The organism is Nocardioides potassii (assembly GCF_021648885.1).
GTDB classification, from domain to species: Bacteria; Actinomycetota; Actinomycetes; order Propionibacteriales; family Nocardioidaceae; genus Nocardioides; species Nocardioides potassii.
The window spans coordinates 74,008-99,668 of the sequence record NZ_JAKJHZ010000005.1 but is presented as its reverse complement, the minus strand read 5'-3'; the positions used below and the strand labels follow the sequence as shown (position 1 = coordinate 99,668).

Below are 25,661 nucleotides of genomic sequence, written 5' to 3'. Positions count from 1 at the left end.
GATCACCCGCTTCTGCCGCCGAACCCCCGGGCGGTGGGAGCGGGCCACAGCCATGCCCAGAAACAGACGACCCGCCCGGGTGCCACCGGACGGGTCGGAGACGAACTCCTACCGGAAGGGTACGACATGAAGGACCGCATCACGGTCGCCACCATCAACGCCGAGCACGTCGCTGACTTGCGCCGGATGGTCGACCTCCTCGCCGCCATGCAGGTCTGCTGGCCCACGGCTCGCGCGACCTACGACAAGGGCACGGTCACCGTGACAGTCGCTCGCAACGTGACGGGAGCGCTGGCGGCATGAGGGTCTTCACCGCACACGACCCCGAGGCCGGCGCCAGCGGCACCGACTACCTCATCTCGATCTTCGACGACGGGACGGGCGAGTTCGCCACCCGCCCCGGCAAGGACCAGCGCCTGGTGACCTGGTCGCCGCCGACGCCGCTGCGAGCGGAGGCGTGATGTCCGAGCTGCTGATCTGGCTCGCCATGGTCTTCGGCCCCTCGCTGCTCGTCCTCGCGTGGATCAAGGCCGAGGAGTGGCTGGCATGTCGCGAGGACGAGGTCGACCTCGAACCCGCGCCTGACCTCGCCGCCAACGTCGTCTTCTTCGACCGGATGGGAGTTACCCGATGACCGTCACCGACACCCGCGTCGCAGCCGCCATCGCCGCTGGCGAGGAGGGCATGGCGACCGTCGAGAACGGTGCCGACCCGCGCCTCATCGCTGAGGTCGACGCCAAGATCGCCGAGCTGAACGCGACCGGCGAGAAGTGGTCGGCGAACGACTGTCGCGATCTGGTCAGCGTCGCCGCTGCCAGCCTCGTCGGCCCACGCGTCCACGCCGCCGCTCTCCGTCGACCACGGGAGCAGCGCAAGGTCGGGATGACCCGCTCGACGCTGCTCAGCACCAAGGGCGCGTGGATCGCGGTGTGGGAGGGGTGCGCGTCGTGAGTCGCATCAATGAGGGCATGTTCACGTCGGACCGTCTCGACTGGGCCACCCCGCAGGGGTTCTTCGACCTTGTGGCAAGGGAGTTCCCGTTTACCCTCGACGCCGCTGCGTCACCCAACAACGCCAAGGTGAACACGTTCTACACCGAGGCGGACGACGCCCTGGCTCAGCCGTGGCCGGGAATCGTCTGGTGCAACCCGCCCTATGGCCGAGGAATCGGCAAGTGGGTGCACAAGGGTTGGAGCGAGTCGCAGACGGGGTCGACCGTCGTCATGCTCATTCCCGCTCGAACTGACACGTCGTGGTGGCACGAGTACGTCATGTGCGCGGCCGAGGTGCGCCTTGTTCGCGGACGACTCGTGTTCGGCCAGGGCGAGGCGACCAGCAACGCTCCGTTTCCGTGCGCTCTCGTCGTCTTTCGACCAGGGCAGTCGTCGCCCGTCTTCTCCGCAATGGAACGCGGGTTGCTCAACAGGAGGGCCGCATGATCGTGCGCTCGGCCTACCGCGACACCGACTGCCCAACCGGCCACTGCGCCGGCTTCGACCCGGACACCGTCAACGCCGACCGCTACCCCGGGCCGCCGCTGGACGAGGCGTGGCAGGGAGCGCTCGACGGGGCCATCGCCGAGGTCAAGCACATGCGCTGCGGCGTCGACGACTGCGGCAACCGTCGCTGCGACACCTGCGGAGACCGGATGGTCTGCACCGGTCCCGAGCCGCGCGCCTGCGGGACCACCTGCGTCGACTGCCCGTGCGACTGCACCACCTGCGCGCGCGTCGCCGAGGAGATCCGCGCCGACGTGCTGCGGAAGATCGAGAAGGAGGCGTCGTGAACGTCGACAACATCACCGCTCCCGGCGGCTTCACCAGCGGTGTGAGCGACGAGGCCTACCACGCCGACCCGATCCCGGGCGGCTCCCTCTCCTCAACGTTCGCTCGACTGCTGACCGACAACGTGCCAGCCAAGGCCTACGAGCTGCGACGCAACCGCAAGCCCACCAAGTCGATGAACCTCGGCAAGGCGGCTCACGCGCACGCTCTCGGCGCCGGTCCGCTGCTGATCGTCTGGCAGCACGACGGGCGCACGAAGGACGGCAAGGCCGAACGCGCCGAGTACGCCGACATGCTCGCTACCGAGGCGGCCGTCGCTGTGTCCGAGGCCGAGCGCGACCAGATCATCGGCATGGCCACCGCCCTGCGCGAGTCGTCCATCGTCGCCAAGATCCTCGACGAGTCCGAGGCCGAGGTCTCCGGCTTCTGGCAGGAGGACGGCGTCTGGTGCAGGGCGCGCTACGACCTGCTCGGCGAGCGCGCGGCCTGGGACTACAAGACGTGCACCGACGCGAGTCGTCGTGGCTTCTCAAAGGCGATGGCCAACTACGGCTACCACCAGCAGGCCGAGTTCTACCGGCGCGGACTGCAGGCACTCGGTCACCCGGCCGCACGCACGCCGCTGCGCTTCATCTGCCAGGAGGTCACCGCTCCGTACCTCGTGCAGATCCACACGCCCGACGACCTCTCGATCGAGGTCGCCAAGGAGCTGAACGACCGCGCCATCCGCATCTACGCCGAGTCGATGTCGACCGGCCTCTGGGCGGGCTTCGACGGCATGCACGCCGAGCCCACTCCCCTGCCTGGCTACTACTTCTTCGACCGCGACGACGTGCTCTCTGAGTCGTGGCGCGTCCCTTCCGAGGAGATCACCGTCTGATGGACATCACCGACACCCTCGCTCCCAAGAGCGATCAGCTGGACGCCGTGGATCTACTCGGCGGACCACGCGTCTTCACGATCGAGCGCGTCACAAAGAACAACGGCGAGCAGCCGATCAACGTGCACCTCGCCGAGTTCCCGCGCCCGTGGAGACCCGGCAAGTCGATGCGCCGCGTGCTCGCCGGCGCATGGTCCGCCGACGCCTCCACCTGGCCCGGTCGTCGCGTCGAGCTCTTCTGTGACACCGAGGTCGTCTTCGGCGGCAAGGCGGTGGGTGGCACGCGCATCAGCCGCATGTCGCACATCGACGGCCAGAAGAAGATCCCGCTCATCCTGACCAAGGGCAAGAGCGGCGTGTACACCGTCGATCCCCTGCCCGACGCACCCGCACCGTCGAAGGCTGACGAGCTGCGTGCGGAGTGGAAGACCGCGACCCCTGAGCGCCGCAGCGAGATCGAGGCTGAGGTCGCCAAGCTGAACGGGTCGGGCTCGTGAGCGCGACCGAGAGCGGGGCAGGCGAGCAGAAGCCGTGCCTCCGTGAGTACGTGCTGCCCGAGGAAGGTCCGTGCCAGATCCATCACCCCGCCACCCCGGACGCCGACGACGCGAGCGAACCCACCGCGGATGAGCGGTCCGCGATAGAAGCGGTGATCGACGCAATCGAGGACACGTTTCTCGCGCACCTGCCGTCGAAGGCTCTGTCGTACTGCGCCCAAGAGGACATCAACGCGGGCCTCGACGCGCTCCGCGAGCGATTCGGGTTGGAGGCAGGCCGATGACTGACGGACTTGCGCACACCTGCACCTGCCCTCGCCTGCGCTACCCGCACCTGTCCTCGACGGCCAGCGGATGCCCGAGCGTTCCCCCCACCCCCGCCGCCAGCACGGACGCGAGTGGGGCGCTCGACGAGCGGTCATGTCGCATCCACCCGCACTGGTCGGGCATGCAGTCAGATTGCACGTTTTGTCGCGACGCCAGCACGGACGCGAGTGAGGGGCTCAGCGAGGCCGAGCGCCACGCGCTCAGTGCGGCGGTCCGAGCGCCACAGGCCATCGCGCCCGACATGCAGTACGTCTACGAGGCCGTTGAGCGCATCGTCGCTGCCCGTGAGTCTGCCGCCGCGACCCGAGCACGCGCCGAGGGTGAACAAGCAGGCCGCGAAGACAACGCCGACCACGACATGTGCTACGTCCACGGCTCGGAGGCGCTTGCAGCCAGAGACGCCGAGATGCGCGCCGAGGGTGCGGCAGAGGCGCTGAGGCAAGCGGCTGACGAGTGGCCGTGGCACGACGCAGGCGAGACGTGGCTCCGTGACCGCGCCGCTCGCATCGTTCGGAGCGAGTCGTGACCGCCACCGAGCGACCGTCCGAGGCGGACGTGGAGGCGCTGGCGAGGTCCATCTTTGCTGTCGAGCAGGTAGCGCGACACGAGAGCGTCGAACACAGGTGGGCAACCACGCTCAACGACGACGACCAGAACGAGTACCGCGACATCGCATGCACCGTCCTCGCGTCCGACTGGCTCGCCGCCCACGACGCTCAGGTCCGCGCCGACGCATGGGACGAGGGCTGGGTAACCGGCATGGGCGACTCGGCCGGGCTGACTAACGGCACACGAACCGAGGTGACCGCGAACCCCTACCGCGCTCTCGCTCCCACCCCGCGCGAGGAGGGCCGATGAACACGCTGCTGGAGTTCGCCTACACCTTCGTCGTCGTCACGCTGGTCACCGCCGCCGTTGCCGTCTGCCTGGCCGCGTGGGTCATCGCCATCGGCTGGACCATCACCGGCTGCTGCGACTTCTACGACTGGCTGAAGCGCAAGGATGAGGGCCGGTGACCGCCACCGACGCCTGGCTCGCACTCGTCGCCCTCGCCGGGCTGGCGGTCATCGTGCTGAACCTGCGACGCGGGGGGAGGTGGCGAGGGTGACGCACGTCCTTGCCATCGACCCCGGGCCGGTCGAGTCGGCGTACGCGCTCATCGGCGAAGGCTGCCGACCCGTGCGCGCCGCCAAGGTGCCCAACGCGCAGCTGCTCGACGACCTCGGCCACATGCCACTCGGTCTCGACTTCGACCACGCCGCCATCGAGATGGTCGCCTCCTACGGCATGGCGGTCGGGGCTGAGGTCTTCGACACCTGCGTCTGGATCGGCCGCTACGCCGAGACCATCCGCCGGCGCACCGGCACCGACCCCGAGCTCGTCAAGCGGCTGCAGGTCAAGGTCCACCACTGCCACGACAGCCGCGCCAAGGACTCCAACATCGCCCAAGCGCTTGTCGACCGCTTCGCACCCGGGCAGCCCAACCGCGGCAAGGGCACCACCGCCCAGCCCGGCTTCTTCCACGGGTTCAAGGCCGACATCTGGCAGGCGTACGCACTCGCGGTCTACGTCGCCGACACCAAGCAGGAGTGACCCATGCTGACCATCACTGATTTGTTCTGTGGCGGTGGCGGATCTTCGACCGGCGCCGTGCAGGTGCCCGGCGTCGAGATCAAGATCGCCGCCAACCACTGGGACCTCGCCGTGCAGGTGCACAACGAGAACCACCCGACTGCCGACCACGCCGCCGTCGACCTCCACGAGGAGGACCCGCGCTACTTCCCCCGCACCGACATCCTCTGGGCCTCCCCCGAGTGCACGAAGTGGAGCCAGGCCAGCGGCGGGAAGTACTCCAACGTCCCAGCCTCTCTCGAGCCCGACCTCTTCGACGCCCTCAACCCCGAGCTCGTCGACGAGGACCCCGAGACCGCGATCGTCCAGCGCTCGCGGCTGCTGATGTTCGACGTCCTCCGCTTCGCCGAGCACCACCGCTACAAGGCCATGGTCATCGAGAACGTCGTCGACGTCGCCACCAACCCGAAGTACGCCGACGCGTGGATGCTCTGGAAGAAGGGCCTGCGCAACCTCGGCTACGACTTCCGCATCGTCTCGCTCAACTCCATGCACGCCCAAGCGCACGGTGACCCGGCCCCGCAGTCCCGCGACCGGCTCTACGTCGTCTGCTGGCTGAAGGGCAACCGCGCCCCCGACATCGACAAGGTCATGCGCCCGCTCGCGTGGTGCCCCGAGTGCCAGTCGGTCGTCGAGGCCCACCAGGCGTGGAAGAACGGCCGCACCGTCGGCAAGTACCGGTCGCAGTACGTCTACCTCCACGCCGCCTGCGGTACCGCCGTCGAGCCCGGCTACCTCCCGGCCGCCGCCGCGATCGACTGGTCCCTGCGCGGCACCCGCATCGGCGACCGCGCCAAGCCGCTCGCCGACAAGACCCGCCGCCGCATCGCCGCCGGAATCGCCCGCTACTGGTCGCCCTTCCACATGGAGCAGAGCGGCAACCAGTACGACGCCGCCGACGTGAAGCACCCGCAGCACGGAGACCCGAACTCCTACTACCGCGTCTGGTCGATGTACGACGTCCTGCGCACCCTGCACACCATCGAGTCCAAGGCGCTCGTCGTTCCGCTTGAGGGCCGCGCCGGCGACCGGGTGAGCACCGCAGAGCAGGCGCTGCGTACGCAGACCTCGCGCCACCAGGACGCGTTCGTGACCCGCGCCGAGTGGGGCGGGCAGGACTGGCCCACGACCTACGACACCGCGAGCCTGATCGAGCCGCCCGCGTTCCTGACGCAGTTCCGCGACCGGGTCCGCGACCTCGACCCGCGCGAGAAGCCGCTGCCTACCGTGGTGGCCGACGGTGCGAACCACGGCCTTGTCCAGCACCCCTTCATCGCCGAGCTGCGCGGTGGAGGGTCCGACGCCCGGTCGGTCGAGTCACCGATGTCAACCGTCACCGCGTCGGGCAACCACCACGCGCTCATCCAGGCGAACAACCACAACAACCGCGCGCACCCGATCAGCGAGCCGCTGCCGACGGCCACCACCGCCACTGGAGGCGGCGCGGCGCTCGTCATGCCCTACTACGGATCCAGCCAGTCCTCGCAGCCCGTCGAGAAGCCCATCGGCACGCTCACCACCGTCGACCGGTACGCCCTCATCCACCGCAACAACAGCGGCGGTGCCGAGATGACCACACCGGCCAGCGAGTACCTCCGCACCCTCACCACCGCAGGGCACCAGTCCGTCATCACCCCAGGGGACATCGAGGCCGCGGCCGCCCAGGTCGACGACTGCCTCTTCCGGATGCTCGAGCCCCACGAGGTCGCCGCCGGCATGGCATTCCCCGCCGACTACATCTGGGGCGGCACCCGCCGCGAGCGCGTCAAGCTCGCCGGGAACGCCGTCACGCCGCCCGCCGCGCGCGACCTCATCGCAGCCGTCGTGGAGGCGCTGTCGTGAGCATGTTCCGAGCCATCTGGCCGATCGTCGACGAGTCGATGCCCTACGCCGACCTCTGCCGAGAGGCGACCGCAGACCTGCCCCGCCTCATCACGCAGGCCAAGGCGCGGCTGCTCCGACCAGGTGGCTTCTCGATCGCCCCGGCTGCTCAGGTCCCCGGCTCCGGCCGTGTCACCGAGTCGGTGCTCATCTACACCGCCCCGGCCGAGCCGATGCCGTGGCGGTCCTACTGGAAGGGAGCGGCCTGAATGCCATGGTTCAAGGTCGACGACAACCTCGCCCTACACGCCAAGGTGCTCGCCGCCGGCAACGGGGCCATGGGCCTGTGGGTGCGCGCCGGCGCCTGGTCCATGCAGCAACTCACGGACGGCTTCGTGCCGAACGCGATCGCCGTGACCCTCGGCACCAAGGCCGAGGCCACACGCCTCGTGCGCGCCGGCCTGTGGGACCAGAAGGACGACGGCTACCAGTTCCACGAGTGGGACCAGCGGCAGCCAAGCCGGGTCCAGGTGCACGCCGAACGCGAGGCCGCGGCCGAGCGCAAGAGGAAGTCTCGCGAGAAGCGACAGAAAGACGGTGACTCGTGATCGTCACACCGACGTCACGCCGTGACTCACGCGTGACCACACCGTCGCGTCACAAGGGGTGTCACAAGACCCCGACCCGACCCGACCCGACCCGACCGAAGTATGGGTGGTTGAGGTTCATCCATGACCTCAGGTGGTTAGGGGCTCGGCTCATGGATGGCGGCTACGCCGCGAGCTCGAGGGGTGGGCGATGACGACCACGACCCGCGACGCCCAGGCGCTCACTTACCTCGCCACCCGCCTCCGCGACGAAACCCACGGCTGCGCGAAGTGGGACCAGAACGGCACCTACGCCGTCATCGCCGAGCTCGTCGGCCAGAACCTCGCCGAGACCACCCACCGCGTCATCGGGCACGCCACCGACCCCGAAGCCCGCACACCCGGCGCCATCCGACGGCCGTTCGTCCCCCAACGCGCCGAGGAGCCCGGACGACGTCAGCCTGCCAAGGCCGGCGAGGACTGCCGACGACACCCGGGCGAGTACGTCGGCTCGTGCCGAGCGTGCGCCGTCGACGAGCTCAGTGCCGAGACCGACCCCGTGCTCGACGACGACCGGAGTGCCGGGCAGGCGCTGCTGGCGAGCATCAGGGCGAGGCGTCAGGATTCAGGCGAGGACTCGTCCTCCGGCGCCGGGGCGGGATGAAGGATCGTGTTGAGCACCGTGTCACCGAAGGCGATGGTCTCGCCCCTGTCTTGCGGTCTTCCCGTGTATTGATCCGGGTCCCGCAGCCACGCCTGGCACCGGGTCAGGACGGCGTTTGCCACACGCCCTGCGGACTGGCGCCATTGCTCGCGGTTCATCACGTAGTTGATGACCGAGCCATGCATCTGAAGCGACGCAGCGAAGTCGGTGAGACCAGCGCTGTAGAGGTGTGGGGTCGCGAGCCGAATCTCTCGATCTAAGGCCATCAATGCCGCACCGGGGTGCCTATCTGGATCGTTGGCCTGGAGCGCCGAATTCGCGTCCAGCGCCTTCTCCAGCACTCTCCCCACCACTTGGCGCACCTCGTCCAGCTGCTCCGACTTACGTGTCTGTGCACGAGCGTGACGGTCGTACCAAAGCGTTCCCGCAACTCCTGCTACCGCCAGCAAGCCTCCGACGATGCCGTCCAGCCCGTGCTCAAGCATCCAGATCCACCACGCCGAGTAGCCGTCGTAGTCGACCCCGTCGTGCGCGCTCACCCCGATCACGCGCCGACCGTACGCGCCACCGCTCCTGCCTGTCCCCCGATCGTCCGCGAGAGGACCACGCCTTGACCGACACATGCTGGATGCCCGACTGCGGCCGACCGGCCAACAGCGGCCTGCGCCCCGAACTGCCCTCGCTCTGCTCCGCCCACGGCCTCGAGATCGCTCGCCACTTCCGCGCCGAGATCCTGGCCGAGGAACAGGCACGGCTCGCCGCCCTTGCGCAACGACGCTCCGACCGCGACGTGGCCGCACAAGGCAACGTCGGCGGCCGGCCGCTGGTCTACTACGCCCGCATCGGGAACTACATCAAGATCGGCTACAGCACCCACCTTCATGACCGGCTGCGCTCACTGCGAGCCGACGAGCTGCTCGCCATCGAGCCCGGTGGCTACGAGCTCGAGCAGGAGCGACATCGCCAGTTCGGCGCCGACCGCATCGACGAGCGCCGCGAGAACTTCCGCGGCAGCGACGACCTGCTGCGCCACGTGCTCGCCATGCGCGAGAAGTACGGCCTGCCCATGTGGGCCACCCGTCCACGCACCTCCGTCATCCGCACCAGGAAGGCCACGCCGTGATCCACTGCCTCCACTGCCACGCCGAGACCACGAACGGCCTCGCTCTGTGCGAGCTCTGCCGGCGCAAGGCCGAGACGATTCTCGAGGTGCTGCCGGTCTACTTCCGCAACCTCGCCCGCTGGCGACCAGGACGCTCCGGCACCTCGCGACCAGTCCCCGGATCCCGGGTGCTCTGGGACGGGCAGGTCAAGAGCGCCGGCACCGGGGACCGCATCAGCGACACCCTCGACGAGACCAGCAACGCGCTCATCACCTGGGCCCGCGCACTCGTCGACGACCGACCACACCTCACCCGCCTGCTCGACCGGCTCACCGCCTCACGCCAGGCCGAGACCGTCACCGAAGCCCAAGCCGTCGCGTGGCTATGCCTCGGCTTCGAGCGGTACCTCACGAGCATCTCGACACTCGACTGGTGCGGCGAGTTCGTTCGCGACCTCAGCCAGCACGAGGAGCGGCTGCAGACGCTCACGCCGCTCGTGCCCGGGTGGTACGCCGGCGCCTGCCGCCAGGTCGTCGGCTTCGACGAGGACGGCGCTGCGGTCCGCTGCGGCGCCGGGACCTCGGTCATCCCCGGGCTGACGTGGGTCACCTGCGGATCCTGCGGCGCCACAACGTACGCACGCGACCACCTCGACGTCGTGCTCGCTGAGGCGCGTGGGTGGCTCGCACGACCCAAGCCGCTGGCCGAAGCGATCGTCGCGCTCGTCGACACCGAAGCCAGCGTGCCGCGGCTGTACGACCGGATCCGCCAGTGGGCCAACCGCGGCGACCTGCAGCCCCACCACCAGATCCGCCGGGGCTACACCTGGGACTTCGAGCAGGAGCGCATGGTCGTAGCCGACGAGCAGGTCGGCCACGCTCGCTACCGCATGGGCGACGCCCTCGACCTCGTGCTGCGCGACACGCGATCCAAGAAGCTGACCGCCGTGTCGTGACGGTCATGTAGCCTTGTCACAGTTCGGACGTCATTGGCGTCCCCGGACCTCAAGCGCCCCGCTGCCACCAGGCCGGGGCGTTCGGCATGTCGGGCTCGTCGTCCTGCTCGTCGGCCCACCACTCACGGTCGCGCTCCTCGAGCGCCTCCTGCAGCAGGCGCCAGTCCTCGTCGCGCTCGGGGCTCTGGCTCATCCGTCCATGGTGCGTCGCCGGTCGCGCGCAGGCAACGCCTTCGGGGGTGAGCGATGGCCAGGCCGCAGCACCGGACGCCTGAGCACCGGGCCGAGCGCAAGCGGATCACTGCGGCGCAGGCTCGAGGCGAGTGGCTGATCTGCGTGCAGGGATGGCACGGCTCAAGCGGCGGCTGCCTCCATCCGACCCGCGACATCGCGCCGACCGACGAGGCCCACGTCGCGCACAACGACGAGGGCAACGTGGTCATCGGACCGGCTCACGCACTGTGCAATGTGACCGACGGCGGGCAGCGTCGGCATGTCGCGAAGGACGTCACTCGCTGGGTGTTGTGACCCCTGGCCCCCGGGGGTCGGGTCGACACGGAAGACGTCGATGCGTAGGACCCCAGCACCGAAAATCGGCATCTCTCCCCGGCAGATCGTTGGAGGTCGTGGTGGCGAAGTCGGACCTGAAGCCGCCGCACGAGCAGGGTGACGCAGACGAGCCGAACCCGTTCGCCGAGGGCCTCGTGTCTGCCACTCAGGCGGAGCTCCGCAAGCTCGACGCCTTAGAGACGATGCTCGGCCAGCAGGTGCTCATCATCGCCCGCGGCATGGCGCGCGGTCAGGGCTCCGAGCTGGCGACGCTGTCGAAGGAGCACTCGCGGCTGATGGCGAACATCGCGGCCGGCAACACGGTTGCCGAGGATCCGCTGGCCGACGCAGACGACGCGGTGAAGAGGAAGCTTGAGCGCGCGGCGAAGGCTTGAGCCGACCTACCTCCATGTCCCGGAGTACGTCGAGACGTTCGGGCCCGAGGTCGCCGACATCTGCGCGCGAGCCGGCTACGCGCCGGACGCCGAGCAGGAACTGATCCTCGACGCCACCTTCGCGATCCTGCCGAACGGGAAGCCTGCTGCCTTCGAGGTCGACATGGTCGGCCCGCGGCAGAACTTCAAGACCGGTGTGCTGAAGATGATCGAGCTCGGTTGGCTGTTCGTCACCAAGGAGCGCCTCTCGATCCACTCGGCGCACGAGCTGTCGACGACCGAGGAGACGTTTCGCGAGACGGCCGCGCTGATCGAGGACAACTCGTTCCTGTCGCGACACCTGCTGCCGACCCGCGGCGACCGACCTGGCATCACGGCAGCGAACGGCCGCTGGGCGATCGAGCTCACCGGCGACCGGCGGCTCCGCTACCGGGCTCGTCAGGCCACTGGAGGCCGCGGACTCTCTGGCGACAAGGTCGTTCTCGACGAGTTCTTCGCCGTCACGCCGGCGGTGATCGGCTCGCTCTACCCGACGCTCTCGGCCCGACCGCGCCCCCAGGTCGTCTCGGCTTCGTCGGCCGGCCTGCTGATGTCGGAGGCTCTGCGCGACAAGCGCGACCGTGGACGCGCTGGCCTGACGCACAACCAGTTCTACTTCGAGCTGTCCGACCGCCTCGGTCCGACGCCGGAGAAGCCCGAACCTGGCTGCGAGACGCCGAAGTGCAACCACGCCAAGACGGCGAAGGGGTGCGCGCTCGACGACGAGCGTCGCTGGGAGCAGATCATGTCGGCCCTCGATGGCCGCGTGCAGCGCGAGACGATCCGCTCCCTGCGCCAGGCGATGCCACCTGAGGAGTTCGCACGCGAGTTCCTGGTGTGGTGGGAGGACCCGCCCACCGAGACGGCATCGCAGGTCTTCGGTCCCCACTGGGGCAAGCAGGGGATCGCAGACGCGGTCGCTCCGAAGCCGCGGTGCCTAGGCATCGCCGTCGAGCCGGGCCTCGCCTACTCGTCGCTGGCCGCCGTCGGCGACTACGGCACCGATGCCGTGCAGGTGATCTTCCCCGCATCCTCCGACCCGAGGCTCGGAGGTCGCCGGCCGGGTGCGTCATGGATCCTCGACGAGGCGTGCGACATCGCCAACCGTCACAACGTCCCGGTGGCGATTGCCGCCTCGGGACCGGGCGCCGACCTGGTCGAACCGCTGCGCGAGCGACTCGGCGATCGACTCCTGGTGGCCGACATGTCAGACCTGAAGGACGCCTGCGCGTCGCTGTACGTCGGCATCACCGAGACGCACTCCGTGTTCCACAACGACGCAGCCGAGCTGAACGACGCGGCCCGTGACGGCAGTCGACGCATGAGCGCAGGCCGGTTCCTGTGGGACCACTCGATGCTCGAGGCGCCGAGCCTCGCGCTCTGGGGCGCCAACTCCAAGCCGCAGTCCCTGACCCCGATGGCCGCGTTCGTCTGATGAAGGGAGACCCCCGTGCGTGAGGCTCTCCTTGCCCTCGTCCTCATCGTCGCCGGCGCGCTCGTGGTCGCCGGCGTCTCGATGCTCTTCGTGCCCGCGGCCTACATCGTCGGCGGCCTGCTGGTCGCCGCGCTCGGCTACCTGTTCCTCGCCGAGGCCGGCTGATGCGTCTGTCGCAGCGCCTGCTCGAGGGCCGCAAGTCGTTCACGCAGTCGCCGTTCTGGTCGAGCAGCCAGCCCGTGTGGGGCTCAGTGATGCCCGACCGCGAGGAGATCGGCAACGACTTCGAGGGCTACATCCGCGACGCTTACGCGTCCAACGGGATCGTGTTCGCCTGCATGCTCGCCCGCCAGACCCTCTTCTCGGAGACTCGGTTCGCCTGGCAGCCGCGCCGCAACGGTCGCCCGGGCCCGCTGTTTTCGAACTCGGAGCTGTCCATCCTCGAGCGGCCCTGGCCGAACGGCACCACCGGCGAGCTGCTCACCCGGATGATCCAGGACGCCGACCTGTCCGGGAACTTCTTCGCCACCACAGCCGACGACACAGGGCGCCTGGGCAAGGCGGCGACCGGCCCCGGGCGCCGTATCGTCCGGATGCGACCCGACTGGGTCAACATCGTGCTGGGCTCGCGGAGCGGCAACCTCCACGACCTCGACACGAAGCCGATCGCCTACCGTTACAAGCCGCCGCCACACGCCGGCAAGGACTCCGAGCCGGTGCTCCTGCTGCCGGACGAGGTCGTCCACTTCTCGCCGCTGCCTGACCCGTCCGCACGCTTCCGCGGCATGTCGTGGCTGACCCCGGTCCTGCGCGAGATCAAGGCCGACAAGGCCGCGTCCCGCCACAAGCTGAAGTTCTTCGAACAGGGCGCCACGATCTCGACGGTTGTGAGCCTCGACAAGGACGTCACGCCCGCGTCCTTCGAGTCGTTCGTCGCGAAGATGCGCGAGCAGACCGAGGGCGTCGACATGGCGTACAAGACGCTGTACCTCGGAGGCGGCGCAGACGTCACCCTCAACGGCGCGAACATGCAGCAGATGGACTTCAAGTCCACGCAGGGCGCCGGCGAGACCCGCATCGCCTCCGCCGCGGGCATGCACCCGGTGATCGTTGGACTCTCCGAGGGCCTGCAAGGCTCCTCGCTCAACGCCGGCAACTTCGACGCAGCGATTCGCCTCACGGCCGACAAGACGCTGCGTCCCCTGTGGCGCGGCGCGGCGGCCTCACTCGAGGCGCTGATGAAGCGCCCGGGCGAGGACTCCGCGCTTTGGTATGACGACCGCGACATCGCCTTCCTGCGCGACGACTCCACCGACGTCGCCGCCATCCAGGCGAACCAGGCCACCACCGCGCGGCAGCTCACCGACGCCGGCTTCACGCCGGAGTCGGTTGTCGAGTTCCTCGAGACCGGCGACCTTCGCACGCTCAAGCACTCCGGTCTCTACTCCGTCCAGCTCCAGGCCCCCGGCACGCTCACCCCACCCGCTCCGAAGGAGTGAAGATGCACAAGACCATCACCGGCTTCACCGTCAAGAGCGCCGATAAGGGCGAGGTCGAGGCCGTCTTCTCCACCTTCAACGTCATCGACAAGGACGGCGACGTCACGCTGCCCGGCGCCATCAAGGACGGCGCCGAGGTCGTGGTTTCGGCGTACGGCCACCAGTCGCACTACGGCGCGCTGCCGGTCGGCAAGGGCGTCATCAGGACCACTGAGACCGAGGCCAAGGCCGAGCTGAAGTTCTTCCTCAACACCACCGCCGGCCGCGAGACGTTCGAGGTCGTGAAGGAGCTCGGCCCGCTGGGCGAGTGGTCCTACAGCCTGCACGACGTCATCAGCAAGGCCGGCGAGATCAACGGCCAGCGGGTCAACTTCCTCGAGTCGATCTTCGTGAAGGAGGTGTCCCCGGTGCTCATCGGCGCCGGGGTGAACACCCGCACGCTGGTCGCCAAGGGGCTCAAGTTCTCCGAGGAGGGTGACGCGGTCGTGGCCGCCGTCAAGGCCTACCTCGGTCGGGCGCAGGAGGTCATGGTCCTCCGCTCCGAGAAGGGTCGCAGCCTGAGCGACGAGTCGATCGAGTTCCTCAAGGAGCTCGACCAGTCGCTGACGCAGCTGCGCGCCCTGTTCGACACCAAGGCGGACGAAGCCGCCGAGGTGACTCCCGAGGACATCAAGGCCCTCGAGGCCATCGCTGCCGACGTCCGTCGCCGCGACCTGTTCTCCAACCTCACTCAGATCGGAGCATGACCATGACTTTCCCCGCACTCAAGGAGGCCCAGCAGAAGCTGGCCGCCAAGCAGGACGACCTCGGCAAGATCTTCGCCGAGGCCGGCGAGAACCTCGACCTGACCAAGGTCACCAGCATCGACGGTGACACCAAGGCCAAGGCCGAGCAGATCCGCGCCATGAACGACGAGCTGTCCGACCTCGGATCCGAGGTCGACCGCCTCAAGGCCGTGGCCAACGCGGCCGAGGCGTCAGCCGAGCGGGCCGCCGAGCGAGGCGAGCACGAGGGCGAGCGCGACGTCACCGAACGCAACCGCGCCAAGTCCTTCGGCGAGGGCTTCGTCAAGTCCTCGGCCTTCACCGAGAAGGGCCAGGAGGCGACCATCGAGATCGACCTCAAGACCCTGCTCGACACCTCGGGCTACGTGCCGGAGACGACCCGCACTGGTCGCGTGGTGGACTTCGCCACCCGCCCCATCCAGGTGCTGGACCTCATCCCGCAGACCACGACCACGCAGGCCGGCGTCACGTACATGGAGGAGACCACCTTCACGAACAACGCCGCCGAGATCGCCGAGGCCGGGACCTACCCGGAGTCGGCGCTCGGGCTGACCGAGAAGACCTCCATGGTCCGCAAGGTCGGCACGTGGCTGCCCGTCACCGACGAGACGCTCGAGGACGTCCCGCGGGCCCGGCAGTACATCGACAACCGCCTGCCCTTCATGGTGCGCCAGCGCCTCGACAGCCAAGTCCTGGTCGGCAACGGCACCGCGCCCAACCTGCGCGGCGTGCTCAACGTCGCCGGCATCCAGACCCAGGCCAAGGGCGCCGACCCCGTGCCGGACGCCGTCTACAAGGCCATCGTGAAGGTCCGCACCGTCGGCTGGGCCATGCCCGACGCCTACGTGACGAACCCGACCGACTGGCAGGACGTGCGCCTGCTCCGCACCGCGGACGGCATCTACATCTGGGGCAACCCCTCGGAGCCCGGCCCCGAGAAGATCTGGGGCCTGCAGGTCGCGCAGGCCGCGGGCCTCACCGTCGACACGGGCGTGGTCGGCGACTTCGGGAACTTCTCCGAGCTCGCCGTCAAGCGCGGCATCGAGACCAAGATCTCCGACTCGCACTCGACGTTCTTCGTCGAGGGCAAGCAGGCGATCCGCGCGGACGTGCGTGCGGCGTTCATCGTCTACCGCCCGGCCGCGTTCTGCACGGTCACCGGCATCTGACACCCACCTGAGGCAGGGCGGCCGAATGCCGGCCGTCCTGCCTCGAGTCCGAGGAGGACGAGCAATGCCCATCATCGAACCCGGCCGCGTCATCGAGGGCGCCGGCCTCGACGCCCCGCTGCGCAACGCAGGCGCCCCCACGAACAACGTCACCTACCTCGGTGTCGCGATCGTCGGGTCCAACCTGATCGACACGACCAACGGCAAGGCCTACATCTGCACGGCCACCAACGGAACCTCCACGGTCACGTGGACCGTCGTCGGGTCGCAGACCTGATGCGCGCCGAGTCGCGCCTGTGGCGCACCGAGGACGGCGACCTGGTCGAGGACGGTCACCCGGAGGCGAGCGTCCTGGCCTACGGCGAGGACGACGAGCTCACCGAGGACGACGCAAAGAAGATCCGCAAGCCAGCCCCCGCCAAGAAGGCGGCGCCCGAGCCGGCGAACAAGAAGGCCCCCAAGGCCGCAGACAAGCAGGCCGCCCCGCCGAAGAACAAGTGAGGTGACCCGTGGCCGTCCTCTCTCTCGCGAGCGTCAAGTCGCACCTGAACATCACCGGCGAGCAGCACGACACCGAGTTGCAGGCCATGCTCGACGCCGCAGTCGCTGCCATCGGTGAGCGGGTGGGGCCGCTGGAGCCGGTCGAGAGGACGGTCCGGGTTCGCTCCACCGGATACGGCCTGCGTGTCCCCGGCCCGGTCGCGAGCATCACCAGCATCTCCGACATGTACGAGACGACGCTCACGATCGCGGACCTCTATCTGGATGCCGACCCCGGCCTCGTCTCCTACGCCGACGGACGAGCCGTGCCCGCCGGTCACTACCTGGTCACGTACATGGCTGGGCGCGACCCAGTGCCAGCCGATCTGCTGCTCGCGGCGAAGGAGCTGGTCCGCCACTTCTGGAACACGCAGCGCGGCCCGACTCGCCGTCCGGGCTCGGCCCCGTCGGAGTCGGCGGCCAACTCCGTTCCCGGCGCCGCTTACCTCCTGCCCTTCCGTGTGTCCGAGCTGCTGAAGCCGCACATGCCGATCCACGTCGGAGTCTGACGTGCCCTCCGTCGTCCCCGCCTTCATGGCCGCGCTGTACGCCGGTGCCCGAGCGGCACTGCCCGCCGAGGTGCAGGTCCTCGACGGCGACACGGTCATCGACACCTCCGACGACTTCGTGATGATCGGGGTCGGCGACGTCGACTCGGAGAACCGCACGACCGCCGCGACGTCGCGCCAGGAGTGGGCGAACGCGAACTACACCGCGCGCGACGAGACTGGCCAGGTCCTCTGCGCGGCCTCATCGTTCAACGGCGACGGCGACATTCCGAAGGCTCGCGTCGACACCTTCGCCCTCATGGCCGCCATCGAGACCATGCTCCACAACACGCCCGCCATGGGCGTCGAGGGGCTGCTCTGGTCTGGCGTCGGCGACTTCGACTACGACCAGTGGCAGAGCCAGTCGGGCGCCGCCGGCCTGCTCATCTTCCGCATCGACTACCGCGCCCGGATCTGAGGAGTAACCCCATGGCCAAGGTCAAGAACGTGTCCGGCGAGGACCGCATCGTGCAGGGCCGCCTGGTCCTCGCCGGCGCGTTGCTCGAGGTCCCGGCCGACGAGGTGTGGTCGTACACCATCCAGGAGCCGAACTGGGCACCCGGCGACGACGAGGCTCGGACCGCGCACGACGAGGCCTACGCGACGGCGCACGCCGTCGAGGAGGCGATCGAGGAGAACGCGCGCCCCGCCGGCAACGCGTCTCGCGACGTGTGGGCGGCATGGGTCGTCGCCACCGAGCGCGCGACCGAGGACGACATCACGGACATGTCGCGCGACCAGCTGCGCGACACCTATGGCCAGGAGGGCTGACGCATGGCGGTTGGATCTGGAATCGGCTCGTCCGTCGGCTTGGCCGCGGAGTCGGCCTACGGCACGTACGCCGCCCCGACCCGCTTCATCGAGGCGCGGTCGTTCAACGTCAAGAAGGTGCAGAACACCGCCCCGCAGTCGGGTGTCGCGGCCGGCCGTCCGGCCGCGGTCGACGAGGTCGTGACCACGACCGCCGCCACCGGGCAGATCCAGGCGGACGTCCTGCGCAAGGGCTTCGGCCTGCTGCTCGCGCAGCTCATGGGGTCGTCGGCGACGCCCGTCCAGCAGGGCGCCACCGCGGCCTACCTTCAGACCCACGTCCTTGGCGACAACTTCGGCAAGTCGCTGACGATGCAGGCCGGCCTCCCGAACGTCGGCGGCACCGTCATCCCGATCACCGCGACCGGCTGCAAGATCACGCAGGCGGAGTTCTCCTGCGCGGTCGACGGCATCCTCGGCGCGACGTTCGACTTCGACGGCAAGACGTGGACCGACGCCCAGGCGCTGACCGCCCCGTCGTACACCGCAGCGAACGCCCCGTTCCACTTTGGCGAGATGTCGGTGAAGCTCGGCACCTACGGCTCAGAAGCTGCGGTGCAGGGCGTCCGGTCGGTGTCGCTCACCATCGCCCGGCCGCAGGACACCGGCCGCTTCTACGCCGGCAACGCGGGCGCCAAGGCCGAGCCCGTGTGGAACGACTTCGCCGCGGTGTCCGGAACGCTCGAGGTCGACCTGGTCAACAAGGCCGACTTCCTCGACCGGTTCACCGGGCACACCTCGACGTCGCTCGTCCTCGAGTGGGTGGGCGCGACGGCGATCGCCACCTCGTACTACCCGACGCTGCGGTTCTCGGTCCCGAAGGTCTACTTCAACGGGGACGTGCCCGAGGTCGGCGGCCCCGACGTGCTGAAGGCGTCGATCCCCTTCACCGCCTTCTACGACACCACCAACGGCCTGGTGTCTGCGGCGTACATCAGCACCGACACCGCGCTCTGATCGATGCCTGACGTCGAGCTCCGCGGCGCCGACGACGTCGACGCGCTGGTCCGGCGGATCCGCACCCACGCGGACGCGAAGGCGATCCGCAAGGAGCTGTACGCCGGGCTGAACCGCGCGACCAAGGGTGTCCGCGAGGACATGAAGGCCAACATCGGGCCCTCGCTGCCGTCGCGCGGCGGGCTGGCCGCACTGGTCATGGCCAAGGTGTCGCTGACCTCAGGGGCGGTGGCCGGTCGCAACGCCGGCGTACGCATCCGGGCGCGACACCGGTCCTACGACCTGAAGCGCCTGAACGAGGGGCGGCTGCGACACCCGGTCTTCGGCAACCGCAGCGTGTGGGTCGAGCAGACCGCCGGCGTCAACCCTGGCTTCCTCGACGAGGCCTTCGACAAGAACAAGCCCGAGGTGATCCGGGGTGTGCAGCGGGTCCTCGCAGAGATCGCACGGAAGGTGGAGGGATGAAGTTCAGCTACAAGCCGGAGGGCGCCGAGGAGGCGCGCGTCTGGGACTTCGACCCGAACCACATGAAGTCCAGCGAGATGATGGTCGTCGAGCGGCTGACCGGACTGACTTGGGCGGAGTGGATCGACGCCTGCGCGCGCGGCTCGATGATCGCCGTACACGCACTGCTGTACGTGCTCCTGAAGCGCGACCTGTCGACGCTCAAGCCGGACGAGGTCGAGTTCGAGCTGGACGAGGTCGACATCACGGGGGACGACGACCCCGCCCCAAAAGCCAAGGCCTCCAAGAAGGCGGCCACGAGGCGCGACGCCTGACCTACGAGCTCGGGTTCGCGCTGCACCTGCACATGACGCCGCGTGACGTGGACGAGCTGACGTTGCTCGAGTTCGAGCGGTTCTGCATCTACCTGGACGAGATCGAGCGGAGGCGCAGCCTGTGAGCACTGCGATCGTCTTCGACATCCTCGCCAGGGACCGCGCCTCCGACAAGTTCGACCACGTCGGCGACTCGGCGTCCCGCTCCTCGGGCAAGCTGAAGAAGTTCGCGGCCGTTGGTGCTGGGGCCGTGGCAGGCGGGGCGATCATCGCCGGCAAGGCCCTGTTCGACATGGGCAAGGCCGCGATGGAGGACGAGGAGTCGCAGAAGAAGCTCGCGACCGCCCTCAAGAACAGCGCCGGCGCGACGGACCAGCAGGTGGCGTCCACCGAGAAGTGGATCGAGCGGCAGGGCAAGAGCCTCGGCGTCGCGGACGACGAGCTGCGCCCTGCGCTGTCACGGCTCGCCACGGCAACTGGCGATGTCGGCAAGGCGCAGGAGCTGACGTCGCTCGCGATGGACGTCAGCGCCGGGACCGGCAAGTCGCTGAAGACCGTCACCGAGGCGCTGATGAAGGCGCAGAACGGCTCTCTCGGCGGCCTGTCGCGCCTCGGCGTGGCGACCAAGGACCAGGAGGGCAAGGAGAAGTCCCTCAAGCAGGTGACCAAGGAGCTCGCCGACCTGCACCAGGGCCAGGCCTCCAACGCGGCCAACACCGCGCAGGGCAAGTTCCGCCGGCTGTCGGTCCAGTTCGACGAGGTCAAGGAGACCATCGGCCAGAAGCTCCTGCCGATGGCCGAGAAGTTGGCCGACTGGCTGCTGCGCGACGGGATCCCCGCGGCCGAGAAGTTCGCCAAGGTGGCGGGCCCGGTCATCAAGAAGAGCTTCCAGCTCATCGGCGACGCCTTCGAGGACACCGCTACGGCCGGGAAGTGGCTGTGGGAGAAGGTCCTGCGTCCGACGTTCTCGAACATCCTGCAGGGCTTCGAGACCCTCGCCGGCGCCGCGGCCGACATGCTCGACGCGATGTCAAAGGCGCCCGGCATGGGGTGGGCTGCGAAGGCCGCGGACAAGCTGCGCAACATGGCAGAGAAGGCCGGGGAGGCCGACCGCGCCATCCGCGGGATCCCGTCCTACAAGAGCGTCAGCATCAACATCAGCTTCCTCTACCCGAAGGGAAAGCCGACCAAGCACATCGAGGACACCAACGACTGGATCATCAACCTCGGCAACGGCCGAGGTCGTGCCGGCACGACCTCGATGACCGCGCAGCAGGCCGGCGAGCGGCTCATGGACGCGGTCGCCGATGGCATCCGGCGTGGCGGCAAGAAGCTCGACAAGGTGCTCGAGGCGGCCCGCGACCGGATCAAGGACAAGTTCTCCTCGATCCGGGACGAGATGTCGAGCCTCTCCCAGTCGATCGCGTCCGGGCTGACGGGCGACTCGTTCGGGTTCTCCGACATCGCCCAGGAGGTCGACAGCACCACCGGCGAGGTGACGACCGCCGCGCAGTCGGCCATGTCCCAGTCGTCGGCCCAGCTCGCCTCGACGAACACGGCGCTGAAGAACCTGATGGCCACCTTCGCAGCGCTGAAGGGCAGCGCCTCCAAGGGCTTCCTGTCCTCGCTCATGCAGTCGGGCAACCTCGGCCTGATCCAGCAGTACGCCAACGACCCAAGCGCCGTCGTGCGGGACTCCGCGCTCTTCGACGAGAACGCAGCGATCGCCAAGGGCCTGGGCGACGAGAGCGCGCAGGCCATCCTCGGCGACCGCTTCGCGACCGAGCTGGAGAAGCAGATCAAGAAGCTGGTCGACGAGCTGAAGGACCAGCCGGGCAAGACGGCCCGGAAGCTCCGCGACGAGATCAAGGACCTGCGCCTGATCGTCGAGGGACTCAACCCCGGCCAGAAGGCCCACCTGCAGGGAGCGTGGTGACGTGGCTGACCTGGTCCAGTTCGTCGACTCGATCTCCTCGTCGCCGACGGTGCGCCTCGACCTCAACGACGAGATCTCGTTCTGGGTGAAGTCGTTCTCCGCACCGCCGCCGCGGCTGCGCCGGTCGATGGCCAGCAACGCGATGCGCGACGGGATCTCGGTCGGCTCGTCGAACTACGACGGGCGCACTCTGACCATGGAGATCGAGTGCCGCAAGCCGAACCAGGACGCCGCGGCCGTCGAGATGCAGAAGCTGTGGCGCGAGCTCGACCGTCCGACGAACCTCATCCGCTACCACCCGCAGGGCGCGTCGAAGCCGGTCTTCTTCCGCACCTTCCGCTCGGACGCCTCGCAGCTGGCCGACGTCGTGGCTCAGGCGGCCATGCGGACGTTCACGATCGAGGTGCTGGCCGAGCCGTTCGCGCTGGGCCTCCGCGAGACGCTGGGCCCGTACACCGTGAACAACGACCCCGCCGCGGCGAGCGGGGCGCTGAAGTTCACGATCCCGATGGCCAACGCCCTTGGTGACGTGCCCGCCCCGTTCCTCGCCTCAGCCACCACGGGGTCGACGGCGAAGGGCGTGTGGTTCGCGACCGGGACGCCGACGATCGCACAGGCCGAGGCCTGCTCGCTGGGCATCGACACCACCAACCCGGGCGGCGGTCCCGACGCGGCGATGTCGGGCACCGGGACCAACAACTACGTGACGACGTCGTTCAGCACCAACGCGGCCATGGTGCAGCGGCTCCAGACGCCGACGACCCTCTTCGGCCTCTATCGCGTGGCGGCTGTCGTGCGGCGGTCGGACGCGACGTCGGTCTTCACGGCCCGTGCCGCGGTCCCGTCGTTCGGCGTGGTCGGCGACACGGTGACGATCCCGCTCACGACGAACCGGCAGGTCGTCGACCTCGGCATCATCCGCGTCGGCTCGGCGACCGAGATCCTCGACTACTCGTACACCGCGACGGGCGCCTCGACGAACGGCGCCGTCCAGGCCGCGCGCACGTCGGGTAGCGGGTCGCTGCAGTGGGATGCGCTCCTCTTCCTGCCGGTCGACAGCCAGTTCCTCGTGGCGGAGTTCGGGACGGCACGGATGGTGAGCATCGACTCGGCCACCCAGTCGGTCGTCGGAGCGGTGGGCAACCTACTCACGGGCAGCGCCGTGTCCGAGAAGGCAGCAGTGGCTGGCGGGTTCCCGGTGATCCAGCCGGCAGTCGACAACACCTTCACCTGGGTGCACCAGGCCGCCCGGCTCGAGTCGCACACGAAGGCAGCCGCGATCTCGGTCACGGTCTACTACCACCCGCAGTACCTCTTCGTGCGCCCGGTGTCGTCGTGACCTTGCCGGTCCCGCTGACGGTGCGTGTCGGCCTCGAGCACGTCACCGACCAGGTGCAGTCGCTGTCGTTCCGCCGCGAGGCTGTCGGCGGCGTGCGGTCCATCGCCTTCACGCTCACCCGTCCACTGTCCGACCTCGGCGGCCTCGAGCCCCTCGCGAAGGTGTGCGTCTACAACGCCCGCTCCGCGAAGACGGTCGCGGACGGCAGGCTGTCCGACACCGGCCGCACCGCCTCGGCCGACGGGCAGCGGTGGGACTGCGTCGCGTTCGGGCCAGCCCAGCACGCCTCGGACGACACCCGCCCGCTGATCTACGTCGACCGCAGCGCCTCGGACGGATGGCGGACGGTGGACGTGACCAACCCATCGGCGAGCATGACGACCTCGACCCGCCCAGGCGACACGGCGGCCAACGCCACGCAGGGCCTGCTGATGACGTTCCCCGACGGGTCGCCGCTGGTCGCCGACTCCCGCGTGGTGGCCCGATACGACCGGATCTGGCAGGCGGCACAGAAGCTCGGCGCGATCTCGGTCGACTACGTGGCCGGCCTCAGCAGTTCGACGTGGCTGCTGCAGGCAATCGCCCGCACGGACGCAGGCGCTTCGCTCGATCCCGCCTTCACGGTGGCCGCCACCACCGGCCTGTCGGGCGTGACGGGCGTTGTCGGCGGTTCGTTCGCGAACGGCCGCAACACGGTCGAGCTGCGGTGGATCTGGACGGGCGGCCCCACCACCACGGCGGGCGACTCGAGCTGGGGATGGTTTGGAGAGATCTCAGTCCGCGCCATGCTGGTCGACCGCTCTGGCGCCGACATCACGACCGGCTACAGCAACGAGTACGTCCTGGCACACGAGGTCGTCAACGACCTGCTCGGCCGGGTGCTGCTGGACTACGACGGGGCGAATGCCACCGTGGCGACGACCAGCACGATGATCGGCCAGCTCGCGTACCCGGACGGCATCACCGCCGAGCAGGTGCTTGCGGACCTGATGGCCATCGAGCCGGCCTACCGGTGGACGACCGGCCCCGACACCACCGGCAACGGCTACGCCTTCCGCTGGGAACTGTGGCCGACGACCGTGCGCTACGAGGCGACCCTCGACGACGGCGGCTCGTTCCCGATCTCGACGCAGAACGTCTTCAACCAGGTCGCCGTGAAGTGGGTCGACAGCAGCGGCGTCAACCGCTGGTCCTACTACACCGGTGGCGCGCCCATCCTCGACGAGGCGGGCTTCACGCGCATGGGTGTTGTCGACCTCGGCAGCGAGGCGGGATCGCAGACCGCCGCGGCGGCCGCCGGCGCAGCCTTCCTCGCCGAGCACAACGTCCCGAAGAACGCCGGCACCCTGACGGTTGCGCGCCCCATCCGCGACGTGCTGACCGGCGCGATGGTCCAGCCGTGGGAGATCGAGGCCGGCGAGCTCGTGCGCGTCCTCGGGGTCGAGGCTTACCCCGACGCCTTCAACGCCGCCGACAACGACGGGCAGGGCGTCTTCCGGATCTTCGCCGTCGACTACACGACCGAGGGCAACGTCGCGACGCTCGCGCTCGACTCCGACCCGCGCGACACCTCGGACGCGCTCGTGAAGCTGCTGAAGGACCGGCAGCGCCGATGACCGACGGAGGGGCAGCATGAGCCAGAAGGCCGTCACCGCCCTGGTGTTCGTCATCGTCGCACTGCTCGGCATCGTCGTCGTCGTCGGACTCGCGCAGAAGATCCTCGACGCCACCGGCGTCGCGGTCGCCCTCTCCACCCTCCTCAGCGGCGTCGTCGTCGGCGTGATGATGCGCGACCGCACGAAGCCGCCGGGCGGTGACGAGCAGTGACTGCTCTCTTCGCCGGACTCGGGCTCGTCGTCGGGTTCCTCGCAGGCGTCGTGTTCCGCGATGCCCTCGACCTCTACCGCGCCTCTCGGAAGGAACGGCCCATGAGCCCGACGCGGAATCACACCCTGAACCGGTGGATCCTCACCGGCGTCCTGGCGATCAACGCCGTCCTCGGCGGAGTGCTCATCGTCCAGCGCGCGCAGTCGGCAGACTTCACGTCCTGCACTTCGACCTGGCAGACCGACTTCGCGACGGTCTACCGCGCGCGCTCGGATGCTGCGGCCGATACGCAGGAGGCCCTCGACCAGCTGCTCGAGGAGGTCCGCGCCGGAGACCAGACAGGCTTCCAGCGCGAGCTCCGGCAGTACCAGCGACTCCGTGCCCAGCAGGTCGCCGAGCGCAAGGCCAACCCGCTCCCGGCGCTGCCGGAGCAGGTGTGTGGGGAGCCGGCCCGATGACCGCCGAGACCTGGGACTGGTTCCGCTGGATCAACGCCGGCCTGGCTGGGTTGGTCGTCGTGCTCCTGTCGGCCGGAGCGGTGGCCCGGTGGCGGGCGATGCCGCGGCGCTTCAAGCGGATCACCCCGTGGGTGATCGGGACCTACGTGATCATCGCGTACGGCTCGGGCGAGATCGCCGCGTCTGACGACACGGTCGCGCCTGGGCTGCGCGTGTTCCTCCTGATGCTGGTTCTCGTCGGCCTGATCGGCGCGCTGGCGTGGGGCTTCGCTGCGCGCGACTACGACGAATGAGCGAGCGCACCTGCCCGGCCTGCCACTCGCCGCTCGAGCGCACCCAGCACGGC

General features: G+C 69.1%; 42 protein-coding genes. 40 read left to right on the top strand and 2 right to left on the bottom strand.

The window, feature by feature from the left end:
• Nucleotides 1-126: 126 nt before the first annotated feature.
• From L2K70_RS04890 to L2K70_RS04810, 17 genes are all read left to right on the top strand, one after another.
• The gene (locus L2K70_RS04890; RefSeq protein ID WP_236399840.1) at nt 127-303 is read left to right on the top strand and encodes a hypothetical protein; all 177 of its coding nucleotides are present in this window, start codon (nt 127-129) and stop codon (nt 301-303) included.
• Complete coding sequence (locus L2K70_RS04885; RefSeq protein WP_236399838.1) at nt 300-461, top strand: hypothetical protein; 162 nt, start codon at nt 300-302, stop codon at nt 459-461. The genes L2K70_RS04890 and L2K70_RS04885 overlap by 4 nt, the downstream gene beginning before the upstream one ends.
• Nucleotides 461-634 carry a hypothetical protein gene (locus L2K70_RS04880; RefSeq protein ID WP_236399835.1) on the top strand — a complete coding sequence of 58 codons (174 nt, stop codon included), beginning with the start codon at nt 461-463 and terminating at the stop codon, nt 632-634. Before L2K70_RS04885 ends, L2K70_RS04880 begins: the two co-directional genes overlap by 1 nt.
• A complete protein-coding gene (locus L2K70_RS04875; RefSeq protein ID WP_236399833.1) occupies nt 631-951 on the top strand; it encodes a hypothetical protein in 321 nt (106 codons plus the stop codon). Before L2K70_RS04880 ends, L2K70_RS04875 begins: the two co-directional genes overlap by 4 nt.
• Complete coding sequence (locus tag L2K70_RS04870) at nt 948-1,439, top strand: DNA N-6-adenine-methyltransferase (RefSeq protein WP_236399830.1); 492 nt, start codon at nt 948-950, stop codon at nt 1,437-1,439. The genes L2K70_RS04875 and L2K70_RS04870 overlap by 4 nt, the downstream gene beginning before the upstream one ends.
• Nucleotides 1,436-1,786 (top strand): hypothetical protein, encoded by a 351-nt coding sequence (locus tag L2K70_RS04865; protein WP_236399828.1) that lies wholly within the window; start codon nt 1,436-1,438, stop codon nt 1,784-1,786. The genes L2K70_RS04870 and L2K70_RS04865 overlap by 4 nt, the downstream gene beginning before the upstream one ends.
• A complete protein-coding gene (locus tag L2K70_RS04860; RefSeq protein WP_236399824.1) occupies nt 1,783-2,664 on the top strand; it encodes a PD-(D/E)XK nuclease-like domain-containing protein in 882 nt (293 codons plus the stop codon). Before L2K70_RS04865 ends, L2K70_RS04860 begins: the two co-directional genes overlap by 4 nt.
• Nucleotides 2,664-3,161, top strand: a complete 498-nt coding sequence (locus L2K70_RS04855) for a hypothetical protein (RefSeq protein ID WP_236399821.1) — start codon at nt 2,664-2,666, stop codon at nt 3,159-3,161. Before L2K70_RS04860 ends, L2K70_RS04855 begins: the two co-directional genes overlap by 1 nt.
• On the top strand, nt 3,158-3,445 hold the full coding sequence (locus tag L2K70_RS04850) for a hypothetical protein (RefSeq protein WP_236399818.1): 288 nt from the start codon (nt 3,158-3,160) through the stop codon (nt 3,443-3,445). The genes L2K70_RS04855 and L2K70_RS04850 overlap by 4 nt, the downstream gene beginning before the upstream one ends.
• 284 nt (nt 3,446-3,729) lie before the next feature.
• On the top strand, nt 3,730-4,014 hold the full coding sequence (locus L2K70_RS04845) for a hypothetical protein (protein ID WP_236399815.1): 285 nt from the start codon (nt 3,730-3,732) through the stop codon (nt 4,012-4,014).
• Complete coding sequence (locus L2K70_RS04840) at nt 4,011-4,346, top strand: hypothetical protein (RefSeq protein WP_236399812.1); 336 nt, start codon at nt 4,011-4,013, stop codon at nt 4,344-4,346. The genes L2K70_RS04845 and L2K70_RS04840 overlap by 4 nt, the downstream gene beginning before the upstream one ends.
• The gene (locus tag L2K70_RS04835) at nt 4,343-4,504 is read left to right on the top strand and encodes a hypothetical protein (protein WP_236399809.1); all 162 of its coding nucleotides are present in this window, start codon (nt 4,343-4,345) and stop codon (nt 4,502-4,504) included. Before L2K70_RS04840 ends, L2K70_RS04835 begins: the two co-directional genes overlap by 4 nt.
• Nucleotides 4,505-4,592: 88 nt before the next feature.
• Nucleotides 4,593-5,081 (top strand): hypothetical protein, encoded by a 489-nt coding sequence (locus tag L2K70_RS04830; protein ID WP_236399806.1) that lies wholly within the window; start codon nt 4,593-4,595, stop codon nt 5,079-5,081.
• A gap of 3 nt (nt 5,082-5,084) precedes the next feature.
• A complete protein-coding gene (locus L2K70_RS04825; RefSeq protein WP_236399803.1) occupies nt 5,085-6,962 on the top strand; it encodes a DNA cytosine methyltransferase in 1,878 nt (625 codons plus the stop codon).
• Nucleotides 6,959-7,210, top strand: coding sequence for a hypothetical protein (locus L2K70_RS04820; RefSeq protein ID WP_236399800.1), 252 nt, complete (start codon nt 6,959-6,961; stop codon nt 7,208-7,210). The genes L2K70_RS04825 and L2K70_RS04820 overlap by 4 nt, the downstream gene beginning before the upstream one ends.
• The gene (locus L2K70_RS04815; protein WP_236399797.1) at nt 7,211-7,549 is read left to right on the top strand and encodes a hypothetical protein; all 339 of its coding nucleotides are present in this window, start codon (nt 7,211-7,213) and stop codon (nt 7,547-7,549) included. It begins immediately after the preceding gene.
• 190 nt (nt 7,550-7,739) lie between these two features.
• The gene (locus tag L2K70_RS04810; protein WP_236399795.1) at nt 7,740-8,192 is read left to right on the top strand and encodes a hypothetical protein; all 453 of its coding nucleotides are present in this window, start codon (nt 7,740-7,742) and stop codon (nt 8,190-8,192) included.
• On the opposite strand, the gene L2K70_RS04805 is transcribed toward L2K70_RS04810, so the two are convergent.
• The gene (locus tag L2K70_RS04805) at nt 8,147-8,740 is read right to left on the bottom strand and encodes a hypothetical protein (protein WP_236399792.1); all 594 of its coding nucleotides are present in this window, start codon (nt 8,738-8,740) and stop codon (nt 8,147-8,149) included. The two genes, L2K70_RS04810 and L2K70_RS04805, sit on opposite strands and share 46 nt — an antisense overlap.
• Before the next feature lie 62 nt (nt 8,741-8,802).
• On the opposite strand from L2K70_RS04805, the gene L2K70_RS04800 reads away from it, so the two are divergent.
• Nucleotides 8,803-9,315 (top strand): GIY-YIG nuclease family protein, encoded by a 513-nt coding sequence (locus L2K70_RS04800; protein ID WP_236399789.1) that lies wholly within the window; start codon nt 8,803-8,805, stop codon nt 9,313-9,315.
• Nucleotides 9,312-10,250: a hypothetical protein gene (locus L2K70_RS04795; protein WP_236399786.1), complete on the top strand. Its 939-nt coding sequence runs from the start codon at nt 9,312-9,314 to the stop codon at nt 10,248-10,250. Before L2K70_RS04800 ends, L2K70_RS04795 begins: the two co-directional genes overlap by 4 nt.
• 49 nt (nt 10,251-10,299) lie before the next feature.
• On the opposite strand, the gene L2K70_RS04790 is transcribed toward L2K70_RS04795, so the two are convergent.
• A complete protein-coding gene (locus L2K70_RS04790) occupies nt 10,300-10,443 on the bottom strand; it encodes a hypothetical protein (RefSeq protein ID WP_236399783.1) in 144 nt (47 codons plus the stop codon).
• 53 nt (nt 10,444-10,496) lie between these two features.
• Here L2K70_RS04790 and L2K70_RS04785 point away from each other — a divergent pair, with 53 nt between their 5' ends.
• The 21 genes from L2K70_RS04785 to L2K70_RS04685 all read left to right on the top strand — a co-directional run bounded on the left by L2K70_RS04785 (nt 10,497) and on the right by L2K70_RS04685 (nt 25,608).
• Nucleotides 10,497-10,778: a hypothetical protein gene (locus L2K70_RS04785; RefSeq protein WP_236399780.1), complete on the top strand. Its 282-nt coding sequence runs from the start codon at nt 10,497-10,499 to the stop codon at nt 10,776-10,778.
• 101 nt (nt 10,779-10,879) lie between these two features.
• Entirely contained in the window at nt 10,880-11,194 is a 315-nt protein-coding gene (locus L2K70_RS04780; protein WP_236399777.1) for a hypothetical protein, read from the top strand.
• Nucleotides 11,172-12,668 (top strand): hypothetical protein, encoded by a 1,497-nt coding sequence (locus L2K70_RS04775; protein WP_236399775.1) that lies wholly within the window; start codon nt 11,172-11,174, stop codon nt 12,666-12,668. Before L2K70_RS04780 ends, L2K70_RS04775 begins: the two co-directional genes overlap by 23 nt.
• 15 nt (nt 12,669-12,683) lie before the next feature.
• A complete protein-coding gene (locus L2K70_RS04770; protein ID WP_236399772.1) occupies nt 12,684-12,833 on the top strand; it encodes a hypothetical protein in 150 nt (49 codons plus the stop codon).
• Nucleotides 12,833-14,167 (top strand): phage portal protein, encoded by a 1,335-nt coding sequence (locus tag L2K70_RS04765; protein ID WP_236399770.1) that lies wholly within the window; start codon nt 12,833-12,835, stop codon nt 14,165-14,167. The genes L2K70_RS04770 and L2K70_RS04765 overlap by 1 nt, the downstream gene beginning before the upstream one ends.
• A gap of 2 nt (nt 14,168-14,169) precedes the next feature.
• The gene (locus tag L2K70_RS04760) at nt 14,170-14,913 is read left to right on the top strand and encodes an HK97 family phage prohead protease (protein WP_236399767.1); all 744 of its coding nucleotides are present in this window, start codon (nt 14,170-14,172) and stop codon (nt 14,911-14,913) included.
• A gap of 2 nt (nt 14,914-14,915) precedes the next feature.
• Nucleotides 14,916-16,121: a phage major capsid protein gene (locus L2K70_RS04755; RefSeq protein ID WP_236399764.1), complete on the top strand. Its 1,206-nt coding sequence runs from the start codon at nt 14,916-14,918 to the stop codon at nt 16,119-16,121.
• A gap of 64 nt (nt 16,122-16,185) precedes the next feature.
• The gene (locus tag L2K70_RS04750; protein WP_236399761.1) at nt 16,186-16,398 is read left to right on the top strand and encodes a hypothetical protein; all 213 of its coding nucleotides are present in this window, start codon (nt 16,186-16,188) and stop codon (nt 16,396-16,398) included.
• Entirely contained in the window at nt 16,398-16,622 is a 225-nt protein-coding gene (locus L2K70_RS04745; RefSeq protein WP_236399759.1) for a hypothetical protein, read from the top strand. The genes L2K70_RS04750 and L2K70_RS04745 overlap by 1 nt, the downstream gene beginning before the upstream one ends.
• An 8-nt stretch (nt 16,623-16,630) precedes the next feature.
• Entirely contained in the window at nt 16,631-17,170 is a 540-nt protein-coding gene (locus tag L2K70_RS04740; protein WP_236399756.1) for a head-tail connector protein, read from the top strand.
• Nucleotide 17,171: 1 nt separating this feature from the next.
• Entirely contained in the window at nt 17,172-17,627 is a 456-nt protein-coding gene (locus tag L2K70_RS04735) for a hypothetical protein (RefSeq protein ID WP_236399753.1), read from the top strand.
• A gap of 11 nt (nt 17,628-17,638) precedes the next feature.
• Nucleotides 17,639-17,980, top strand: a complete 342-nt coding sequence (locus L2K70_RS04730) for a hypothetical protein (protein ID WP_236399751.1) — start codon at nt 17,639-17,641, stop codon at nt 17,978-17,980.
• A 3-nt stretch (nt 17,981-17,983) separates the two neighbouring features.
• Complete coding sequence (locus L2K70_RS04725) at nt 17,984-18,976, top strand: phage tail tube protein (protein ID WP_236399748.1); 993 nt, start codon at nt 17,984-17,986, stop codon at nt 18,974-18,976.
• 3 nt (nt 18,977-18,979) lie between these two features.
• Nucleotides 18,980-19,441 carry a hypothetical protein gene (locus L2K70_RS04720; RefSeq protein WP_236399745.1) on the top strand — a complete coding sequence of 154 codons (462 nt, stop codon included), beginning with the start codon at nt 18,980-18,982 and terminating at the stop codon, nt 19,439-19,441.
• Nucleotides 19,438-19,755 carry a hypothetical protein gene (locus L2K70_RS04715; RefSeq protein WP_236399742.1) on the top strand — a complete coding sequence of 106 codons (318 nt, stop codon included), beginning with the start codon at nt 19,438-19,440 and terminating at the stop codon, nt 19,753-19,755. Before L2K70_RS04720 ends, L2K70_RS04715 begins: the two co-directional genes overlap by 4 nt.
• 121 nt (nt 19,756-19,876) lie before the next feature.
• Nucleotides 19,877-21,691 (top strand): hypothetical protein, encoded by a 1,815-nt coding sequence (locus tag L2K70_RS04710; RefSeq protein ID WP_236399739.1) that lies wholly within the window; start codon nt 19,877-19,879, stop codon nt 21,689-21,691.
• Nucleotide 21,692: 1 nt separating this feature from the next.
• Nucleotides 21,693-23,030, top strand: a complete 1,338-nt coding sequence (locus tag L2K70_RS04705) for a hypothetical protein (protein ID WP_236399736.1) — start codon at nt 21,693-21,695, stop codon at nt 23,028-23,030.
• A complete protein-coding gene (locus L2K70_RS04700; RefSeq protein ID WP_236399734.1) occupies nt 23,027-24,646 on the top strand; it encodes a hypothetical protein in 1,620 nt (539 codons plus the stop codon). The genes L2K70_RS04705 and L2K70_RS04700 overlap by 4 nt, the downstream gene beginning before the upstream one ends.
• A 16-nt stretch (nt 24,647-24,662) precedes the next feature.
• Nucleotides 24,663-24,857: a hypothetical protein gene (locus L2K70_RS04695; RefSeq protein WP_236399731.1), complete on the top strand. Its 195-nt coding sequence runs from the start codon at nt 24,663-24,665 to the stop codon at nt 24,855-24,857.
• Nucleotides 24,858-24,958: 101 nt separating this feature from the next.
• Nucleotides 24,959-25,315: a hypothetical protein gene (locus tag L2K70_RS04690; protein WP_236399728.1), complete on the top strand. Its 357-nt coding sequence runs from the start codon at nt 24,959-24,961 to the stop codon at nt 25,313-25,315.
• Entirely contained in the window at nt 25,312-25,608 is a 297-nt protein-coding gene (locus L2K70_RS04685) for a hypothetical protein (protein ID WP_236399725.1), read from the top strand. The genes L2K70_RS04690 and L2K70_RS04685 overlap by 4 nt, the downstream gene beginning before the upstream one ends.
• Nucleotides 25,609-25,661: the final 53 nt, after the last annotated feature.

Excerpts from the sequence above, each read along its gene's own strand:
- L2K70_RS04890 (WP_236399840.1), top strand. The coding sequence starts at position 127 with ATGAAGGACCGCATCACGGTCGCCACCATCAACGCCGAGCACGTCGCT.
- L2K70_RS04885 (WP_236399838.1), top strand. The coding sequence starts at position 300 with ATGAGGGTCTTCACCGCACACGACCCCGAGGCCGGCGCCAGCGGCACC.
- L2K70_RS04880 (WP_236399835.1), top strand. The coding sequence starts at position 461 with ATGTCCGAGCTGCTGATCTGGCTCGCCATGGTCTTCGGCCCCTCGCTG.
- L2K70_RS04875 (WP_236399833.1), top strand. The coding sequence starts at position 631 with ATGACCGTCACCGACACCCGCGTCGCAGCCGCCATCGCCGCTGGCGAG.
- L2K70_RS04865 (WP_236399828.1), top strand. The coding sequence starts at position 1,436 with ATGATCGTGCGCTCGGCCTACCGCGACACCGACTGCCCAACCGGCCAC.
- L2K70_RS04855 (WP_236399821.1), top strand. The coding sequence starts at position 2,664 with ATGGACATCACCGACACCCTCGCTCCCAAGAGCGATCAGCTGGACGCC.
- L2K70_RS04845 (WP_236399815.1), top strand. The coding sequence starts at position 3,730 with ATGCAGTACGTCTACGAGGCCGTTGAGCGCATCGTCGCTGCCCGTGAG.
- L2K70_RS04835 (WP_236399809.1), top strand. The coding sequence starts at position 4,343 with ATGAACACGCTGCTGGAGTTCGCCTACACCTTCGTCGTCGTCACGCTG.
- L2K70_RS04825 (WP_236399803.1), top strand. The coding sequence starts at position 5,085 with ATGCTGACCATCACTGATTTGTTCTGTGGCGGTGGCGGATCTTCGACC.
- L2K70_RS04815 (WP_236399797.1), top strand. The coding sequence starts at position 7,211 with ATGCCATGGTTCAAGGTCGACGACAACCTCGCCCTACACGCCAAGGTG.
- L2K70_RS04810 (WP_236399795.1), top strand. The coding sequence starts at position 7,740 with ATGACGACCACGACCCGCGACGCCCAGGCGCTCACTTACCTCGCCACC.
- L2K70_RS04790 (WP_236399783.1), bottom strand. The coding sequence starts at position 10,443 with ATGAGCCAGAGCCCCGAGCGCGACGAGGACTGGCGCCTGCTGCAGGAG.
- L2K70_RS04785 (WP_236399780.1), top strand. The coding sequence starts at position 10,497 with ATGGCCAGGCCGCAGCACCGGACGCCTGAGCACCGGGCCGAGCGCAAG.
- L2K70_RS04765 (WP_236399770.1), top strand. The coding sequence starts at position 12,833 with ATGCGTCTGTCGCAGCGCCTGCTCGAGGGCCGCAAGTCGTTCACGCAG.
- L2K70_RS04760 (WP_236399767.1), top strand. The coding sequence starts at position 14,170 with ATGCACAAGACCATCACCGGCTTCACCGTCAAGAGCGCCGATAAGGGC.
- L2K70_RS04755 (WP_236399764.1), top strand. The coding sequence starts at position 14,916 with ATGACTTTCCCCGCACTCAAGGAGGCCCAGCAGAAGCTGGCCGCCAAG.
- L2K70_RS04750 (WP_236399761.1), top strand. The coding sequence starts at position 16,186 with ATGCCCATCATCGAACCCGGCCGCGTCATCGAGGGCGCCGGCCTCGAC.
- L2K70_RS04745 (WP_236399759.1), top strand. The coding sequence starts at position 16,398 with ATGCGCGCCGAGTCGCGCCTGTGGCGCACCGAGGACGGCGACCTGGTC.
- L2K70_RS04730 (WP_236399751.1), top strand. The coding sequence starts at position 17,639 with ATGGCCAAGGTCAAGAACGTGTCCGGCGAGGACCGCATCGTGCAGGGC.
- L2K70_RS04725 (WP_236399748.1), top strand. The coding sequence starts at position 17,984 with ATGGCGGTTGGATCTGGAATCGGCTCGTCCGTCGGCTTGGCCGCGGAG.
- L2K70_RS04720 (WP_236399745.1), top strand. The coding sequence starts at position 18,980 with ATGCCTGACGTCGAGCTCCGCGGCGCCGACGACGTCGACGCGCTGGTC.
- L2K70_RS04715 (WP_236399742.1), top strand. The coding sequence starts at position 19,438 with ATGAAGTTCAGCTACAAGCCGGAGGGCGCCGAGGAGGCGCGCGTCTGG.
- L2K70_RS04695 (WP_236399731.1), top strand. The coding sequence starts at position 24,663 with ATGAGCCAGAAGGCCGTCACCGCCCTGGTGTTCGTCATCGTCGCACTG.
- L2K70_RS04690 (WP_236399728.1), top strand. The coding sequence starts at position 24,959 with ATGAGCCCGACGCGGAATCACACCCTGAACCGGTGGATCCTCACCGGC.
- L2K70_RS04685 (WP_236399725.1), top strand. The coding sequence starts at position 25,312 with ATGACCGCCGAGACCTGGGACTGGTTCCGCTGGATCAACGCCGGCCTG.